We start from the raw sequence: 15,975 nt of genomic DNA on the forward strand, positions 1-15,975 counted from the left end.
TCGGTCCGGAATTCAGCCGCCATCGCTGCTGGGTTCCGGGTCGCCTTGAGTGGGAAGCCTTACTGATTTCAGGGCAATCCATATATCCCGTGGTGCACTATGATCACGATTTGCCAATGCCGATTGCCATGGGAAATACGCTAGGAAATCAATGAAAACGATCGAGTCTTTGGAACGCGGCCTGGAGGTGTTGCGGTCGCTCGAGGAGTACCGGGGGCAGTCACTTGCCGACCTGCACCGGCTGACCGGCATGCCTAAAAGCTCGCTGCTTCGCATCCTGAATACGCTTGAAAAAGCCGGTTACGCGTGGAAGGCCATCAGCGATAGCCAATATCGGCGCAGCATCTCCCTGGCTTCGCGGAAACGTTCCGATGAATTGACCACGTTAATTTCCGAAATCGCCGCGCCCTTTCTCTCCCAATTGCGCCAAAAGGTGCTCTGGCCATCCGACATTCTCGTGGTTCGCGATTGTCAGCTGGAGTTGGGCGAGTCATCGCGCCGACAGAGCAACCTGGGCGTTACGCTGTACGAAATCGGGGCCCGTGTCGACATGATTCTCTCAGCGCCGGGCAGGGCCTATCTGGCGTTTTGTTCCCCGGAAGAGCGCGACGCCGTCTTGCTGCGGATCGAAGCCAATCCATCGCCGATCGCGCGCAGCCGACAGGTTCTCCAGCATGAATTGAGCGACATCCTGACGCAGACCAGAAGATGCGGCTACGGTTCGCGCGATGCCCAATTTGGCGGGCGCAATGTCGACATCGACGAATTCGACGACGGACTCGATGCCATTGCCGTTCCGATCAGCTGCAAGGGTAACGTGATCGCCTGCATGAATCTCGTGTGGCCGCGGAAATACCGATTAAAAAACAAGATCGTCCGTGAGCATCTGGCCGATCTGCAAAACACCGCTGCGTTGATTGCCGCGGCTTGCCTTGAATCGGACATTCCGGTTGCCGACTCATGAAATGCCGGGAGTTTGGCTCCAAGCTGTGCCGGTCGCTCCAATCGATCCTGCTTGTCCTGCTCTTGGTTCAGGCCCATGGCGCATTTGCAGTCTCTTGTCCGGCGGGCTATCCCAAGGCGAGGACGTCGGCGGATTATGTCGCCGAAAAATCCTGCACCGATTGCCACGCCGAACAGGGTAAAAGCTGGCAGGCATCGAAGCACAGCCGTGCCATGCAGCCAGCTAATTCAAACACCGTAGCCGGCGATTTCCAGGATCGCCTGTTTACGGGCGTTGCCGGCGACACCATCTTTCACAAAAAAGGTGAACATTTCACCGTGGAGACAATCGGCTCCAATGGACAAAAGTCCCGATACACCATTTCACATACGCTAGGCGTATATCCACTGCAGCAATATCTGGTTGAGCAAGCCGGCGGCAGGCTGCAGGCATTCACGATTGCTTGGGATACGATCCGGAATCGCTGGTTTGACTTGCAAGCGGAAGAACCAGCCAGACCAGGCACATCGCTTCACTGGACTGGGCGCTACCAAAACTGGAATCTCATGTGTGCCGAATGTCACACGACGGGTTACCGCAAAGCCTACGATGAGAATGCAGATTGTTATCAGACAACCTGGACGGCTCCGAACGTCGGATGCCAGGCCTGCCACGGTCCGGGAGAGAAACATGTGCGTACCATCCGGGACAAAAAATCCACCAAGTACCCGGGCTATGGTTTGCCCTTCAAGGCCGGACAGGTGGACCAGTGTGCGGCTTGTCACTCCCGGCGAACCCGACTGTTGGAGGAGACACAGCCGGGCGGTGAATTCCTCGACAACTATCAACCGGATTCCCTGCGCCAGGATTTATATCACGCAGACGGCCAGCAAATGGGTGAAGTATTCGAGTACGGTTCCTTCCGCCAGAGCCGCATGTACGAGAAGGGCGTGGTGTGCTCGGATTGCCATTCGGTGCATGGCGGGAAACTGATAGCCGAGGGTAACGCGCTCTGTGTGCGCTGCCACAGCCCTTCTCCGAACCCGGCATTCCCCAGCCTGAAGGCACGCCGTTACGACGACCCGCAACATCATTTTCATTCCACAGGGCAGCCGGGCAGTCAATGCGTCGATTGCCATATGCCGTCGCAAAACTACATGGTCGTCCACGGTCGCCGTGACCATGCGATCCGTATTCCGCGCCCGGACCTTTCGGCGACATTGGGAACACCTAACGCCTGTGGCAATTGTCACAAGGACCGTGATGCCACCTGGGCTGCAGCCGAAATTGCGAAGCGCTCCGGAAAGCCCACCGATTCGCTGCACTACGGTGAAATATTCGCCGCCGCACGCCGGGGAGAAGTGCGCAGCCTCGGCCCCTTGGCCGGGCTGGCCTTGGACTCGCATCAGCCCGCCATCGTCAGGGCCACCGCGACCGAGATGCTGGGACAACTGGCGCCGTCCAGTGTGCCCCCGGCAGTTATCAAGGACCCCGATCCGGCTGTACGCAGCTCCGCAGCAATGGCCCTGGGTGCCGCGCCGACCGCGCGCGTCCAGCCCTTGCTGCTATCCCTGCTGGACGACCCCGTGCTGGCCGTTCGCATGGCAGCGGCGCGCAGCCTGGTTCCCTTCGGGAAAGACGCGATACCCGAGCGGAGGAGAGCCAGCCAGAAGCGTTCTCTGGCCGCGTTTGTGGCGGCACAACAAGCCATGGCCGACATGCCGGCCGCCCAGCTCAATCTGGGTAATCTGTACCTGCAGCTGGATAAGCCGGAGAAGGCATTGGTCCACTATCGGCGCGCCCTGCGCCAGGACCCCGAGTTTGTCGCGGCACGCCTTGAATTGGCCGAGTGGATGGCGAACAACCATCGCTTTGACGAAGCTGAAACGCTATTGCGCGAGGGCATGCGGAAACCTGGTTCCGATGAAATGTTGCGGGCAGCCCTGATCGATCTGTTGGTGCGCCAAGGCAAACAGGAAGAAGCCCGACGTGAACAGCAGTTGGCGGCGACGACCGGAGCGGATGGCAAATAAAGACCACTGACCAATTGGCATTGGTCGTCGCGCCATCTTCCTGCATTCGCCTGGATCTATTGGCCGGAAATGCTGTCCACGAGCTACCGGGCCACGGTCGCTAAGGGTCGCGGCTATGACAAACGGAGCTTCGACGCGATGAACAAACACTGGCACTGGCTTATCTGGGCCAACATTTTGCTGACCGGGGTAGCCCATGCCGAAGCTCCCCCTCAGCCGGGTTCGGTGGCGCCCACCTTTGTCCTGCCGGATGGCGACGGCAAGGCGCGTTCGCTCGCCGAGTGGCGCGGAAAGTGGGTCGTGCTCTACTTTTACCCCAAGGACAAGACGCCGGGCTGCACGACCGAAGCAATCAATTTTCGCGACAAGCAGCCCGAGCTCACAACCTTGAATGCCCAGGTGGTCGGCGTGAGCGTTGATTCGACCAATTCCCACCGGGATTTCGCCGAGGAGCAACGCCTGCCCTTCCCGTTGCTTTCCGATGTGAGCGGCAAGGTATCGCAGAGCTTTGGCGCCTATTCGAACTGGGGTGTGATCAAGTTCGCCAAACGCTACACGTTCCTGATCGATCCGGACGGCCGGGTGGCCAAAGCCTACCTGCAAGTCGATGCAGGAAAGCACGTCGGCGAGGTGATCGCCGACTTGAAATCGCTGACGGCGAAATAGCCTTGGTTGAAAGTCAAGGAGCAGCCCTTCTGTCGCCTGCCGACAAACTCTTCTGGGCTGGCGCATAGCCGGTTGACTGCCCCCTCCCCTTACCGAGGCCACAATTGTTGCCGGCCTGTCCGCTCGCACTTGCCACGGTCAACCCGAAAAAACGGCCAAAATCGAAATTGGCAGGTCGACCAATGCTCCGTATCGAATGCCTGGAAAGCACCTGTAATCGGCGGCGACGCTAGGCCATCGACAGGAAAATTCGCCCGAAATGATTTGATCGCGCTTCGATCCGCCCGAACAACGAATTCAGGTCATCCTTCCAGTCCAGGCCGGCTGCGACGCGGGCGGCGTCGGAGAGACTCACGAACGGCGTATGGCCGTTCATTCCCATACCCAGTGCCGCTACCAGAATTTCAGCAACGTGCGTAATCGCCACGAGTCGGCCCAAGGCTGGATTCGGCCGGTGATGACTGGAAATCGCCTCGATGATCGACGATGGCAGGCCCCAGCCGATCGCAAGAATTCGGCCGACCTGGCAATGATCGATGCCGAAGTAGCGCCGCTCGATTTCAATGTTCGACTCACCACCAGGCTGCGCCATGGCTTGACGCGCCATCTGGTATTCCAGCGGGTAGAAGCGCGCCATCCAGAGAAAGCCGATGTCGTGAAGCAGGCCGGCAACCAATGCGTAATCGGCTGAAACCAGCGAACTATCGGGCAACGGGCGAAGCCTGGCCAGTTCCTGCGCGGCAACGCCGACTGCCACGCTGTGGTCCCAGAAATCCCGAGTCACCCGTGTCTCACGGCCAAAGTCGGCGAGACTGACGCTGATGGCGATCTGCCGCAGGCGGGACATACCGATCATCGAGATCGCCACATGCATGTCGCGCAATCCCTTGCGCCAGTTGCCGGATTTGGCTGCACTGTTGGCCAGGGAGAAGACACGGGCGGTCAATACCGGGTCGCTCTCGACCAGTTCGATCAGGCCGCTGACCGTCGCGTTGTCGTCATCTATCGTGGCAAGAATATCGGTGACCACCTTGGGAAAGGCTGGCAACAGGCTGGCCCCCGCGATGATCTCGTCTTCTGAGAGGCGCAAGGGCATCACAGACTCCGGTAGCGCAATAGCGCGGCATAGAGGGCCGCATTTGCCGGCTGGCTGCGATCCGTCTGGGCAAACAAATTATCCAGATGCGCCTGGGTCGCCACCAGATCGGCGGCTCGCTCGTCGTCTCTACGTGGATCATCCTCCTCGATACACGCCCATTCCCCATTTCGCTGGGCGATTTGCGCCATGTTGGAGTCGGTGAGCTCATGCCCGGCCGGGAGGGTAAACGTCGTCACGCCCTGCTCGGCAATGACTAGTGGCGCACCAAGCACCATACCGGCAGCGACATCCTCAATTGGCAGGTAACGGATACGGGTTGGCATCAATACGCACCTCAAAACGAGAAGCCAATAATAAAACAAATTTGTTAAAACTAACAAATTATATTTTTTCACCACCTCATAAGTACAGCAAATCCAGTACGGCAAAAGCGCCCACCCGCAGCGTTGCTACGGTCAACCGGAAAAAACAGTGAAATTTCAAATTGCCTGATCGTGGACAACCAGCAACAGTCTGCGTTCTGAACGCCGTCTAAACCAAAGTCTAATAGGCAGACAGGGAGCGTTTATCTAAGCTTTGGACGCGTATTTGGGGCGCTGGCAAGCGGCACATTTGCGCATACGGGCGCACTCGAAGCATCGCGCCGAACGGCAAGCGCCATGGCCAGCATGCGGACTGGCGCGGCCGAAACAAGAGAGTGATCAAAGACAAAATCGGTGCCCCGGTTCCGGGGCGAACGGTTCGCGCTTGGGTGTCAAGAAGGCTGGCCTGACCTTGCCTCAAGCTGCTGAGCGGACTTCATCAAGTTCGGTGAATCATCAAAGGGGACAATGTTGGTTGGTAACACTGGAGGTATTTTTGGCGAGGGGCGGTGGTCGCTCAAACAGCGGTTCTCCGTGGCGATCGGCACGGCGATTCTGGTTGCACTGGTGACGATGTACGGCGTCCGGCTGATGGGAAAAGCGGCAACCTTTCACTTTCTCGAACGTAACCATATGGAGCTGGCGCTGCGCATCGACGCAGCCTTGAACCGCGTCGAGCAGGCGGCGCGAAACGCTGGCGATACTCACATTGATACGATTTACGGGCAACTGAAGGAGGCGCGCCACCTGGCGGTGCGGGCCGACAACGAGGTCTTCGGTTTTGAGCAGCAACTCCTGCGCTTGCTGGGCTTTGGACCGCTGATCGATCTGCCGCAGAAGGACATCACCGACGTCGATGGCATGCTGGCGATCATCTCGGCTTCCCCGACCCGGAGCGGCCCCATGCCGGTCGAGCTGGCTCAGCAACTGCGCCCGGGAATGGATGCGATGATGCAGAACTCGATGGCCTTCGCGCCGCTGACGGCGGATGCGGCGAGCTTCATCAAGATTTCCGTCTTTGCGGTTTCGGCCCTCTGCTCCCTGCTCTTGGTGGCCACCGCCTTTGCCCTGCGCCGACGTACCCTGGGCCCGCTGGCGATCGCCATCGAAGCGGCCGAACGGGTGGCCTCGGGCGATCTGACCGGGCATATGAAGGTCGTCGGGCGCGACGAGGCGGCGGCACTGATGAACGCGCTGCACAACATGAACGAAAGCCTGTCGCGGCTGGTGAACGATGCTCGGCAGGACTCGGGTCTGATCGCCGAGAGCGCCAGTACGGTCCGCCAGCAGTCGGAAGCCGGCTCCGACAAGGTGCGCTACCAGAGCGACGCGGTCGCTGCCATTTCGAGCACCATCGAAGAATTGGCGACGAGCATTGCCTCGGTCGCCGACCGGGCCGACGAGGTCCGCAACCTGTCCGACGAGAGTCTGGCAGTCAGCCGTGACGGCTGGCGAAACATGGAGCTGCTGAGCGCCAACATCGAAGAAATTCAAGAAGCCGTTGAGGACATCCGGAATACGACGGAAGCATTCATGCGCAACACCGGCTCGATTTCCGCACTGACCCAGCAGGTGAAGGCGATTGCCGAACAGACCAATCTGCTGGCGCTCAACGCCGCCATCGAAGCGGCACGGGCTGGCGAGTCGGGCCGGGGCTTCGCCGTGGTCGCCGACGAGGTGCGCAAACTGGCCGAACAGTCCGGCCGCTCGGGCGCCGATATTCAAAACCTGACACAGCTACTGGCCGAGAATTCGCAGTCAGTGGCCAAATCGGTCGATCGCGGCGTCAATACCTTGCAGCACAGCCAGGAAAACATGGCCAATACGCTTTCCGCCCTGCAAACAACCATCGCCCGCGTCGAAGCGGCGAGTCTCGGCGTCGACGAGATCAGCCTCTCGGTGAAGGAACAGGCCTCAGCCAGCAACAACATTGCGCGCAACATGGAAGAAATCACCTCTGGCCTCGAAGCAACGTCGGCCAGTCTGGCCGTCAGCCTGAATGCCTCACGCGGTCTCAATCAGCTGGCCGAGCGCCTCAAGATGTCGGTGGGGTCGTTCAAGGTCTAGCGGACTGGGGGCCGACAATCGGGCGTCGGGACTGCATCAAGGCATTCTGGCTGCGGGGATGCCCAAGTGGAATCCTTGTGCATAGTCGACGCCCATCTCCTGCAATGCCACCAGAATTTCTTCCGATTCGACAAATTCGGCAATCGTCAAAATGCCGAGCTCCTGGCAAAGGCGAGTCAAGTTGCGCACCAGCGTACTGTCAATCTTTGAACTGACAATGTTTTTCACAAACGCACCATCGATCTTGACGTAATCGAAGGATAACTCGCGCAGATAGTGAAAAGAGTTGTAGCCACTGCCGAAGTCATCGAGCGCGAACAGGAATCCTTTTTTTCTTAGATCGCCGAGAAATTTCCGCATGTGGGTCATATCGCTGATGGCATCGCGTTCAAGAATCTCGAAGACGACAATGCTCGGCGGGATTTCCAACTCGGTGCAAAGTTGCTCCGCATACCCGAGAATGCCCCGCCCCTGGATTTCCTGAGCGGAGAGATTGATAAACAGGCGAAATGGCGGTTTCTTTTCGTCCAGTTGCACACGCGCTGCAACCAACGCCTGTTCGATGATGGCGCGATCAAGCTCCCGGCCGAGCCCATATTTCTCTATCGTCTCGATGAAGGCACCAGCAGTCAGTATTTTTCCGTCAGTTTCCTTGATCCGGGCCAGGGTCTCATAAGCAAACGGCTCGCCTGTCTGGCAGTCAAAGATAGTCTGATAGTAGGGAACGACACGCCCTTCCCGTAGCGAGGCACGCAGCGTTTCGGCATAGTCACGGTTCAGTCGGCTGACATGCAGGCGGTCTTTTACCGACTCGAGCGTCCCGATCGAATCCTTCCCTAACTCCTTGGCGCGATAGAGGCCGAGATCAACGCCGGCCATCAGGTCGGAAATGCTCTTGGCATCACCTGGATAGCTGACTGCTCCAATAGAAGTCGTTATGTGAAACGGCTTCCCTTGTTCGTCCTCAAAAGTCATTTGCCGCAATTCGGTGCGAAGTTTTTCGGCGACAATCATTGCGCCCTCGATACTAGTTTCGACCAAAATAATCGCGAACTCATCGCCGCCGATGCGAGTTGCCAGATCGCCTTTGCGCATGCTCGAGCGCATGGTCTCAGCGACCTGCCGCAACACGCTGTCGCCACACGGGTGACCATAGGTGTCATTGACATCCTTGAAGTCGTCCAGATCCAGCATGAGAATGGAAAATTCGTGCTGATGCCGCTCCGAACGGCCTATTTCATAATCAAGAATGTCATTGAAGTAACGCCGATTGTGCAGGCCGGTAAGCGGGTCATGCGTCGAATAGTATTCAAGTTCAGACAGTGTGCGGCTGAGGGCCTTACTTGACCCTACCACCATCACCATCACCGCCAGAATCGAATGGATGACGCTGCTTTCCTGAGGGGTCAGGCCATCGGTAGAGGCATAGGCGATACCAAGGAGCCCGGCCAGATTGGAGGTATCGAGGTCGGGAACAGGCACGGTGATCATCTGGATATTTTCGATATCCCCGTGCTCCCTGCCTTTTTCATGGATAACCTGAAACTCTTCAATATCCAATGGCACGTCGGCCGGCAGGCTCAGGTGTCCGATCATGTCCCGTGCCAGATTCTCCCGAGCACGCTTCTTTACCTCCTCCGGATAATCGCCCATGTAGTAGATGTAGAGCGACAGAACGTTGTCTTCGGCAAAGGCAATAAAAAAGACGTCGAACGGGAAGAAAGCATGAAACCCCAGCAAGACCTCCTGGACAAAGGCTTTCCACTGGGTGACTTTTTCATGGGAGAGGACGATGGTTTCGAGAACCCGGCTTTGCCGCTCGAGAAGGTCTTTCTCGATCAAGGTGCCGGCCAGATCCTTGGTCATCCGGTTGAACTCGAGCATGACCTGCTGAAGATCACCCGCGTTGCGCTGCCACTGTCGCCGTCGCTCCCCGACCAAAAGGTCCAGTGTCCTGTCGAGGCGGCTACAGCGGGCAACCGCCTGCTTGAGGCTGGCCGTGATCTCGTCTCGCTCTGCTTGCTCCAATTTTGCCGAGGTAACCCGCGCAATCGACTCTTTGAGTCCGGCAAGCAGTTCCACATGAGTACTCTGGGTTAATTCGCTAACGCTCGCCGCAAACAGCCGGGTTCTGGTCTGGTTCTCGAATAGGGCGGTAAACCGCTCAAGGACCTTTTGACGCATTTCCGCCTGGCGTTCGGGATGAAGTCGCGCAATCCTCGTCATCCTCAACCCCTCTGCTGGAATCGACCCGCCCCCACCATCAGGTCGACTCCGCACTCCAGACTTCTGAACCACTCGAGGAATGCAGGAACAGCAGAGCCACGATAAACCGGACCATGCTGCGGAGCAATAAAGTCAATGTCCAATTGTGAAACGGCCTCGACCCAGAAACGAGCCGCACGATTGGAGCACATGTAACGACGATGAAAACCTTCGATATAAGGCAAATGGGCCGCAAAATCATCCACGTAGGGATAGTCTTCGCCGTCCGGCATCATGGCCGCACCGATATCGCCCGTAAACAGGACCTTAGCGATCGGATCATAGACATTGATCTGCCCTTCCGAATGCAGGAAATGGGCAGGGACCAAATTCAGCTCGAAATCCGGAGCCAACTGGCAGCTCATCCCTTCGTCCGGAACGCCAACAAAGCGCTGCATGGACGAAACTCCGTAATGAGGGAGAAAGCGCAACCAGATACTCGACACGTAAACTGGCGCGTCAGTGATTTCGAGCCAGGTGGCGATCCCGCCGACGATATCCGGATCCTGATGCGAGAGCATAATCGCCTTCAGCTTGTCCGGACTGACATAGTTGAGCAGTTCCGAGAGCACCCGCGGCATAACGCCAAAGCCACCAGGATCGAGCAAGACGCCATTGTCTTCATGAACGATCAGATACTGGTTGGAGCGGATACCATCCTCCTCTCCGGGCTCGCTTTCATTCAAGAGAATGAATTTGTGAGTCTCGGCGCTGAATATCGGAATATTTCGCATGATGTTTCCCCTTGGTGTTTCTTAAGTAGGTGGTCCCCCGTGGCCGGGGTGAGCGATTGTTCGCCTCTTCACCTTTTATGAATCTGAAATCCGCCGATCAAGGCCTTTAAACCCACTGATGTCTCGAGCAATTCATTGGAATCCAGATTTGCTTGCTGAGCCGCCTGCAGGTTGCCTTCAATAAGTTGTGTAATCCGCTCCATGTTCTGGGCGACCTCTTCGCTGGCCTGGGTTTGCTCGACGGTAGCCGCCGAGATGCTTTGCGCCATCTCGGCCACTTCGTCGGCCGCCTGCGTTACGCCATCCAGGCTCTCGGCACTGCTTTGCAGGGAAGTTGTTGTCGCCTCCACTTCCTTGCGGGCCGAGGCCATGGCTTCAACAGCCTCAAGGGTCACGCTCTGAATTTCGGCAATGGTGGCGGCGATATCGCGCGTACTTGTCGAGGTTCGCTCAGCCAGGGTTCTCACCTCGTCGGCGACAACGGCAAAGCCACGCCCCTGCTCACCAGCGCGTGCTGCCTCAATGGCGGCATTGAGCGCCAGAAGATTGGTTTGCCCGGCAATGTCGGTAATCACCTTTGTAATGCTGCCAATCTTGTTAATGGCAGCCGACAGGGTATTAATCGTCGAACTCGACCGCTCCACGGCATCGACGACACGCGTGGTCATCTGCACCGTTTCCCTGATTCTTGCATTTCCTGATTTGATGAGTTGCTGAGCACGTTGCGCTGCGCTTGTTGTGTCGCTTGCGCTGTTGGCGACTTCGCGAACGGAGACGCTGAGTTCTTCGGTGGCGGCGGCCACACTCTTGGCGCTGTCAAACTGCAGGGTGGATTGTTCATTGACCTGCCCCATCTGCCGGCTCAGGTTCTGGCAACGGGTCTCGATTGCCGAGGATGCGCTGGAGATATCATCAAGCATGGCGAGGAGGTGAACCTGCATTCCGCCCAATTGGCAGAAAAGGAATCCTGTTTCGTCCCGGTTCGAGACATCGACATCGTTGGTCAGGTTGCCTTCCGCTATCTGGTCAAAAAATTCCGCTACCGTAGAAAGCGGCCGATCAATCTTGATGGAAAGATAAACGCCGACCGAGATTGCGATGAAGGTAGAGATCAAGGCCGCCACACCGACGAAGAGAACCCTTTCAGATGTCAGTTCGCCAGCAAATGACGCCACGGTGATGCCAGCGGTCAGCGCTGCCATCGCCCCCATGATTGTCCACAACCGCGTACTGAATGAAAACCGCCCCAGCAAACCTGGATTTACCGTTGGCAGTTTCGCCTTTTTTTCGCGAACCTGACGGTACAAGCCTTCAACTTCGCGGACCAGTTCCCTGGCGGGTTCAGTACGAACCGACATGTAACCGACCGTCTGGCCATTCTTGCGGACCGGGACAACAAAGGCTTTGACCCAATAGTAGTCGCCATTTTTGCAGCGGTTTTTGACGACGCCATGCCACGGCAAGCCACTCTTGACTGTCCGCCACAAATCGGCGAACGCCTCGGGTGGCATGTCCGGGTGGCGCACCATATTGTGCGAGTTGCCGATCAACTCCTGACGGCTATAACCGCTAATTTCCACAAAGGCATCGTTGGCATGCGTGATGACGCCTTTAAGGTCAGTCTTGGAAACGAGGTACCGGCCTTTTGGATAGGCGACCTCGTTCTGCGTGACGGGCAGATTTATTTTCACGAGCTTCTCAGTTGGTGCGGTCGCCCTATCCAGAACTGGATTGCAGGACCCTGTGGTTATCAAGTCGCAAGGTCTTGTAAACGCCTCGTCGCCCCTAGCTATAGAATCCCTAGCTTATGAAATAAAGATAACCATCTTTTGTTTCGATGTATGTCAGATTTCCCTGAATTTATTACGGAAAACCCTGATTGACAAAAACAACCAAATACCATAAGAAACAGCCACACTTTTCTGTTCAGAAAAATTATTTGCCTTGTAGAAACAACTGCCTCGAATCAACCGTCTGCAAGTCCGCGACGAATGGCGTAACGCATCAAATCGGCGTTGTTATCGATACCCAGCTTTTCCATCAAGCGCATCTTGTGGGTGCTGACAGTCTTGGGACTCAGATGAAGGTCTTCGGCAATTTGTCCAAGCGACCGTCCCGCGGAGATTCCCTCCAGAACCTGGCGTTCACGCCCGGAAAGAGCCTGGCGTGGCTGAGCGGTGCCGCTATCGGCATCAAACAACATGACGTCGACCAAGGCCGGATCAATGAATTTCCCACCATCGGTGATTTTGCGAATCCCGGCGATCAAAACCTCCGGTTCGCTATCCTTGGTTACGTAGCCACAAGCACCGGCCTTGAGCGCCCGGGCAACGATCTGTCCTTCGTTGTGCATGGAAAGTACAAGAATCGGCAACGCTGGCGATCTGGTCCGAATGCTTCGGATCAGATCTACCCCCTGGACACCTGGCATTGCCATATCAAGCAATAGCAGATCAACCTGCCACTCGTCTATACGATCCAAAACCTCCTGGCCCTTCGTTGCTTCGCCAACGACCACGATATCGTCTGTTGTTGCAATGATCTGTTTCAGCCCGCTACGGACAATCGCATGGTCGTCGGCAATGATGATCCTGATCATTCCAGCGCCCCCACAGGAAAGGGAAACTCTATCGATACCGTCGTTCCCCGAGATGGTGCGCTATCAATCCGCAGCCTCCCACCCAGGCCAAGAACCCGCTCCCGCATACCAAAAAGCCCAAATCCCTGTGACTGGATCACCGCTGCCGGATCAAAACCGCAGCCATCGTCCTGAATCTGCAGTTGTAGTTGACCATTGCCATTTCTTAGCGTGATGACGACTTCACTGGCCTTGGCGTGCCGCGCGACATTTGTTAACGACTCCTGAACGACGCGAAAAACAACGGTAGCTTGAGCATCGTTCATCGAAACTTCTTCATTTCCCAAGTCCAGTCGACAACAAATATCCGAATGTGATTCCAAGTCCTGCGCAAGCCACTCGATGGCGGGGACCAAGCCCAGATCCAGGGAGGACGGCCGGAGGTCACTGGCGATATTGCGGACAACGCTGATGGTACCTTCGGCAAGCACCCGCATTTCCTCGAGCTTTTCAAGTAACTCGGGGTCTGCGCCAAAGCGCAGACGGAGCAGGGAAATATCCATTTTCAGTGCGGTCAGGCGCTGGCCAAGCTCATCATGGATTTCATGAGCGATATATTTCCGCTCTTCTTCGAGAAGGGTTTTTTGATGCCGCGATAGCTCTCTTAGCAACTGCCGAGACTCAACCAAAGCCAACTCTGTCTGCTTGCGCTCAGTAATGTCCTGCAAAGTCCCGCGGATTCTTTCCGACTTCCCAGCACCATCAACGACAACCTCACCACGAAGGCAGACAAAACGGGGGCTGCCATCCTTCGGATGGGCTATTTGAAAATCAAGGGCAAACGTTGTCTGATCATGCAATGCACTCTGGAGCGATTTTTCCAGTAACGAACGCTCGTCAGAGCGTACCCATGAAAGCAATTCCTGGTAAGTCTTTGGGGCTTGCGAACGATCAATCCCCAAAAGAATGCGAACCTCATCCGACCACTCAACAGAATCGTCCCTGATACTCCACTCCCATTCACCTATTCTGCTAATCCGCTGGGCATTGGCCAGCCCGGCCTGGCTGGCCCGCAAGCTATGCTCCACTCGCTTGAGCGTGTCGATATCGAGCATCTGTCCAATGGTGTAAATCACCGAGCCACGCTTATCCAAGATCTGGGATACCACCATGACCGCCCAGACCACCTGCCCATCCTTACGTACATAACGCTTTTCCTGCTGGAAAGTCGGTACTTCGCCAGCAATCAAACGTTGGCGTGCTAAAACATTAGCCTCGAGATCATCAGGAAAGGTAATGTCCTGGTATGACATGCAGAGCAATTCTGATTCGGTGTACCCGACGAATTCGCACATCGCCCGATTGACTTTGATATAGCGCCCATCGATGTCGGCCACCGCCATGCCAACTGCAGCTGCATCAAAGGTGCTTTGAAAAAACTCCTTGCTGATCCGCATTTCATCTTCGGCCCGGCGAATTTTTCTGACGACCAAAATCGCGCCAACAAAGATGATGACCGCGAGTAACAAAACCGCTACGAGAAGAATCGGAAACTCCGTACCCAAATATGCATTCATGTAACGATTGGCCTAAATTAGCGAGCAATCCACCCATCATCGCGCGGGACTCATTTTCCATACAACGCACCACTTTCGCGTGCCATCAGTCAGGATGGCATCACATCCTGAACTTAGCACATCAGCCACATACCTCGATAAACAGCGGGCTCCGTTTCGGACACAAGCGAGCGGATCACAGATGCAAGTGTAAGTACCGCCTTGAGAGCAAATAGCTGCCGGTTGAACCCTCTACCAGACAGTCAATTGATCGGCCTCACGAAAAGCTTTGCACAAGGTCGCCCCATAAGCACAACTACCATCTCGCGCCCCGGCAATCGACAACGGGGCTTGCCACGGTCAACCGTAAAAACAGGCCAAAATTGAAATGTTCTAGCCAGCCAACTGCCCGGACTGAATGCGCAGCACGCGCCCGCAGCGGGCGGCGATGGCTTCGTCGTGGGTGACCAGCAGCAAGGTCGTTCCCTGGCTGGCGTTGAGCTCGAACATCATGTCGATGACCTGCTGGCCGGTCGCCGCGTCGAGGTTGCCGGTCGGCTCGTCGGCCAGCACCAGCTGCGGGTTGGGGGCGAAGGCGCGGGCCAGCGCGACGCGTTGCTGCTCGCCGCCGGAGAGGTGCTTCGGATAGTGTTTCAGGCGATGGCTGAGGCCAACGCGTTCGAGCCATTCGCCAGCGGCGCTGCTCGACTTGCTTGAACCGGCCAGTTCCAGCGGCAACATGACGTTCTCCAGCGCGTTGAGCGAAGGCAGCAACTGGAAGGACTGGAAAACGAAGCCGAGCAGGCGGCCGCGCAGCTTGGCGCGCTGGTCTTCGTCGAGCGAATTGAGCGAAATATCATCGAGACGCACCTCGCCGGCCGTCGGCGAATCGAGCCCGGCGAGCAGCCCGAGCAGCGTCGATTTGCCGGAACCGGAGGCGCCGACGATGGCCACTGTTTCACCCGGCATGACCGAAAAGGAAATATCCTGCAGAATCGTCAGCGGCTCACCACCGTTATCGACGGTCTTGCCCAGCCCCACCACTTCAATCACCGGTTTCCCTGCCATGCGCTTCGCTCTCTTCCTGTTTGCCCTGCTCTTCACCGCCACGCCCGCCCTGGCCGCCAAGACCATTCTGGTCATGGGCGACTCGCTGTCGGCCGGCTACGGCATCCGGCCCGATCAGGCCTGGCCGTCGCTGCTCGACAAGCGTCTGGCCGAAAAGCGCCTTGATTATAGCGTCGCCAACTTGTCGATCTCCGGCGAAACCACGGCCGGCGGACGCTCGCGTCTGGCGCAGGCGCTGATTGCCCACCATCCGGCCATCGTCGTCATCGCGCTAGGCGCCAACGACGGCCTGCGCGGCCTGCCGCTCACCCAGATGCGCGACAACCTCAACGCCATGGTCGACGCCTCGCGCGCCGCCGGGGCCCGGGTCGTGCTGGCCGGCATGCGCCTGCCGCCCAACTACGGGCCGTATGCAACCGATTTTTTCGGCAGTTTCAAAAGCATCGCCCAGACCAAGAAAACGCCGCTGGTTGATTTCCTGCTCGAACCGCTGAATACCAGGCCGCAACTGTTCCAGGCCGACAACCTGCATCCGCTGGCCGAGGCCCAGCCGCTGATCCTCGATCACGTCTGGCCGGCCCTCGCCCCGCTGTTAAAATAGCCG

The 15,975-nt window shown here is 57.2% G+C and carries 13 protein-coding genes; 5 read left to right on the forward strand and 8 right to left on the reverse strand.

Features of this window, described 5'->3' with window-relative positions:
• Window positions 1–151: 151 nt before the first annotated feature.
• From AC07TV_RS05990 to AC07TV_RS06000, 3 genes are all read left to right on the forward strand, one after another.
• Window positions 152–964 (forward strand): helix-turn-helix domain-containing protein, encoded by an 813-nt coding sequence (locus AC07TV_RS05990; protein ID WP_494647490.1) that lies wholly within the window; start codon window positions 152–154, stop codon window positions 962–964.
• Window positions 961–2,976, forward strand: a complete 2,016-nt coding sequence (locus AC07TV_RS05995) for a HEAT repeat domain-containing protein (protein WP_494647491.1) — start codon at window positions 961–963, stop codon at window positions 2,974–2,976. The genes AC07TV_RS05990 and AC07TV_RS05995 overlap by 4 nt, the downstream gene beginning before the upstream one ends.
• Before the next feature lie 138 nt (window positions 2,977–3,114).
• On the forward strand, window positions 3,115–3,642 hold the full coding sequence (locus AC07TV_RS06000; protein ID WP_494647492.1) for a peroxiredoxin: 528 nt from the start codon (window positions 3,115–3,117) through the stop codon (window positions 3,640–3,642).
• 229 nt (window positions 3,643–3,871) lie between these two features.
• Here the strand turns inward: AC07TV_RS06000 and AC07TV_RS06005 are convergent, their stop codons facing one another.
• Entirely contained in the window at window positions 3,872–4,738 is an 867-nt protein-coding gene (locus AC07TV_RS06005; RefSeq protein ID WP_494647493.1) for an HDOD domain-containing protein, read from the reverse strand.
• Complete coding sequence (locus AC07TV_RS06010; RefSeq protein WP_494647494.1) at window positions 4,738–5,064, reverse strand: hypothetical protein; 327 nt, start codon at window positions 5,062–5,064, stop codon at window positions 4,738–4,740. The genes AC07TV_RS06005 and AC07TV_RS06010 overlap by 1 nt, the downstream gene beginning before the upstream one ends.
• Before the next feature lie 507 nt (window positions 5,065–5,571).
• Between AC07TV_RS06010 and AC07TV_RS06015 the strand changes: the two genes are divergently transcribed.
• Window positions 5,572–7,170: a methyl-accepting chemotaxis protein gene (locus AC07TV_RS06015; RefSeq protein ID WP_494647495.1), complete on the forward strand. Its 1,599-nt coding sequence runs from the start codon at window positions 5,572–5,574 to the stop codon at window positions 7,168–7,170.
• Between the two features lie 36 nt (window positions 7,171–7,206).
• On the opposite strand, the gene AC07TV_RS06020 is transcribed toward AC07TV_RS06015, so the two are convergent.
• The 6 genes from AC07TV_RS06020 to AC07TV_RS06045 form a co-directional block, all read right to left on the reverse strand.
• Window positions 7,207–9,396 (reverse strand): putative bifunctional diguanylate cyclase/phosphodiesterase, encoded by a 2,190-nt coding sequence (locus tag AC07TV_RS06020; protein ID WP_494647496.1) that lies wholly within the window; start codon window positions 9,394–9,396, stop codon window positions 7,207–7,209.
• 2 nt (window positions 9,397–9,398) lie between these two features.
• Complete coding sequence (locus AC07TV_RS06025) at window positions 9,399–10,169, reverse strand: oxygen-binding di-iron domain-containing protein (protein ID WP_494647497.1); 771 nt, start codon at window positions 10,167–10,169, stop codon at window positions 9,399–9,401.
• Window positions 10,170–10,237: 68 nt separating this feature from the next.
• Entirely contained in the window at window positions 10,238–11,923 is a 1,686-nt protein-coding gene (locus tag AC07TV_RS06030) for a methyl-accepting chemotaxis protein (RefSeq protein ID WP_494647498.1), read from the reverse strand.
• 212 nt (window positions 11,924–12,135) lie between these two features.
• On the reverse strand, window positions 12,136–12,768 hold the full coding sequence (locus AC07TV_RS06035; RefSeq protein WP_494647499.1) for a response regulator: 633 nt from the start codon (window positions 12,766–12,768) through the stop codon (window positions 12,136–12,138).
• Window positions 12,765–14,324 carry a sensor histidine kinase gene (locus tag AC07TV_RS06040; RefSeq protein ID WP_494647500.1) on the reverse strand — a complete coding sequence of 520 codons (1,560 nt, stop codon included), beginning with the start codon at window positions 14,322–14,324 and terminating at the stop codon, window positions 12,765–12,767. Before AC07TV_RS06040 ends, AC07TV_RS06035 begins: the two co-directional genes overlap by 4 nt.
• A 372-nt stretch (window positions 14,325–14,696) precedes the next feature.
• Entirely contained in the window at window positions 14,697–15,371 is a 675-nt protein-coding gene (locus tag AC07TV_RS06045; RefSeq protein ID WP_494647501.1) for an ABC transporter ATP-binding protein, read from the reverse strand.
• Between AC07TV_RS06045 and AC07TV_RS06050 the strand changes: the two genes are divergently transcribed.
• Window positions 15,370–15,972: an arylesterase gene (locus tag AC07TV_RS06050; RefSeq protein WP_494647502.1), complete on the forward strand. Its 603-nt coding sequence runs from the start codon at window positions 15,370–15,372 to the stop codon at window positions 15,970–15,972. The two genes, AC07TV_RS06045 and AC07TV_RS06050, sit on opposite strands and share 2 nt — an antisense overlap.
• Window positions 15,973–15,975 lie beyond the last annotated feature (3 nt).

It is taken from the genome of Azonexus sp. GW821-FHT04F04 (assembly GCF_059420025.1).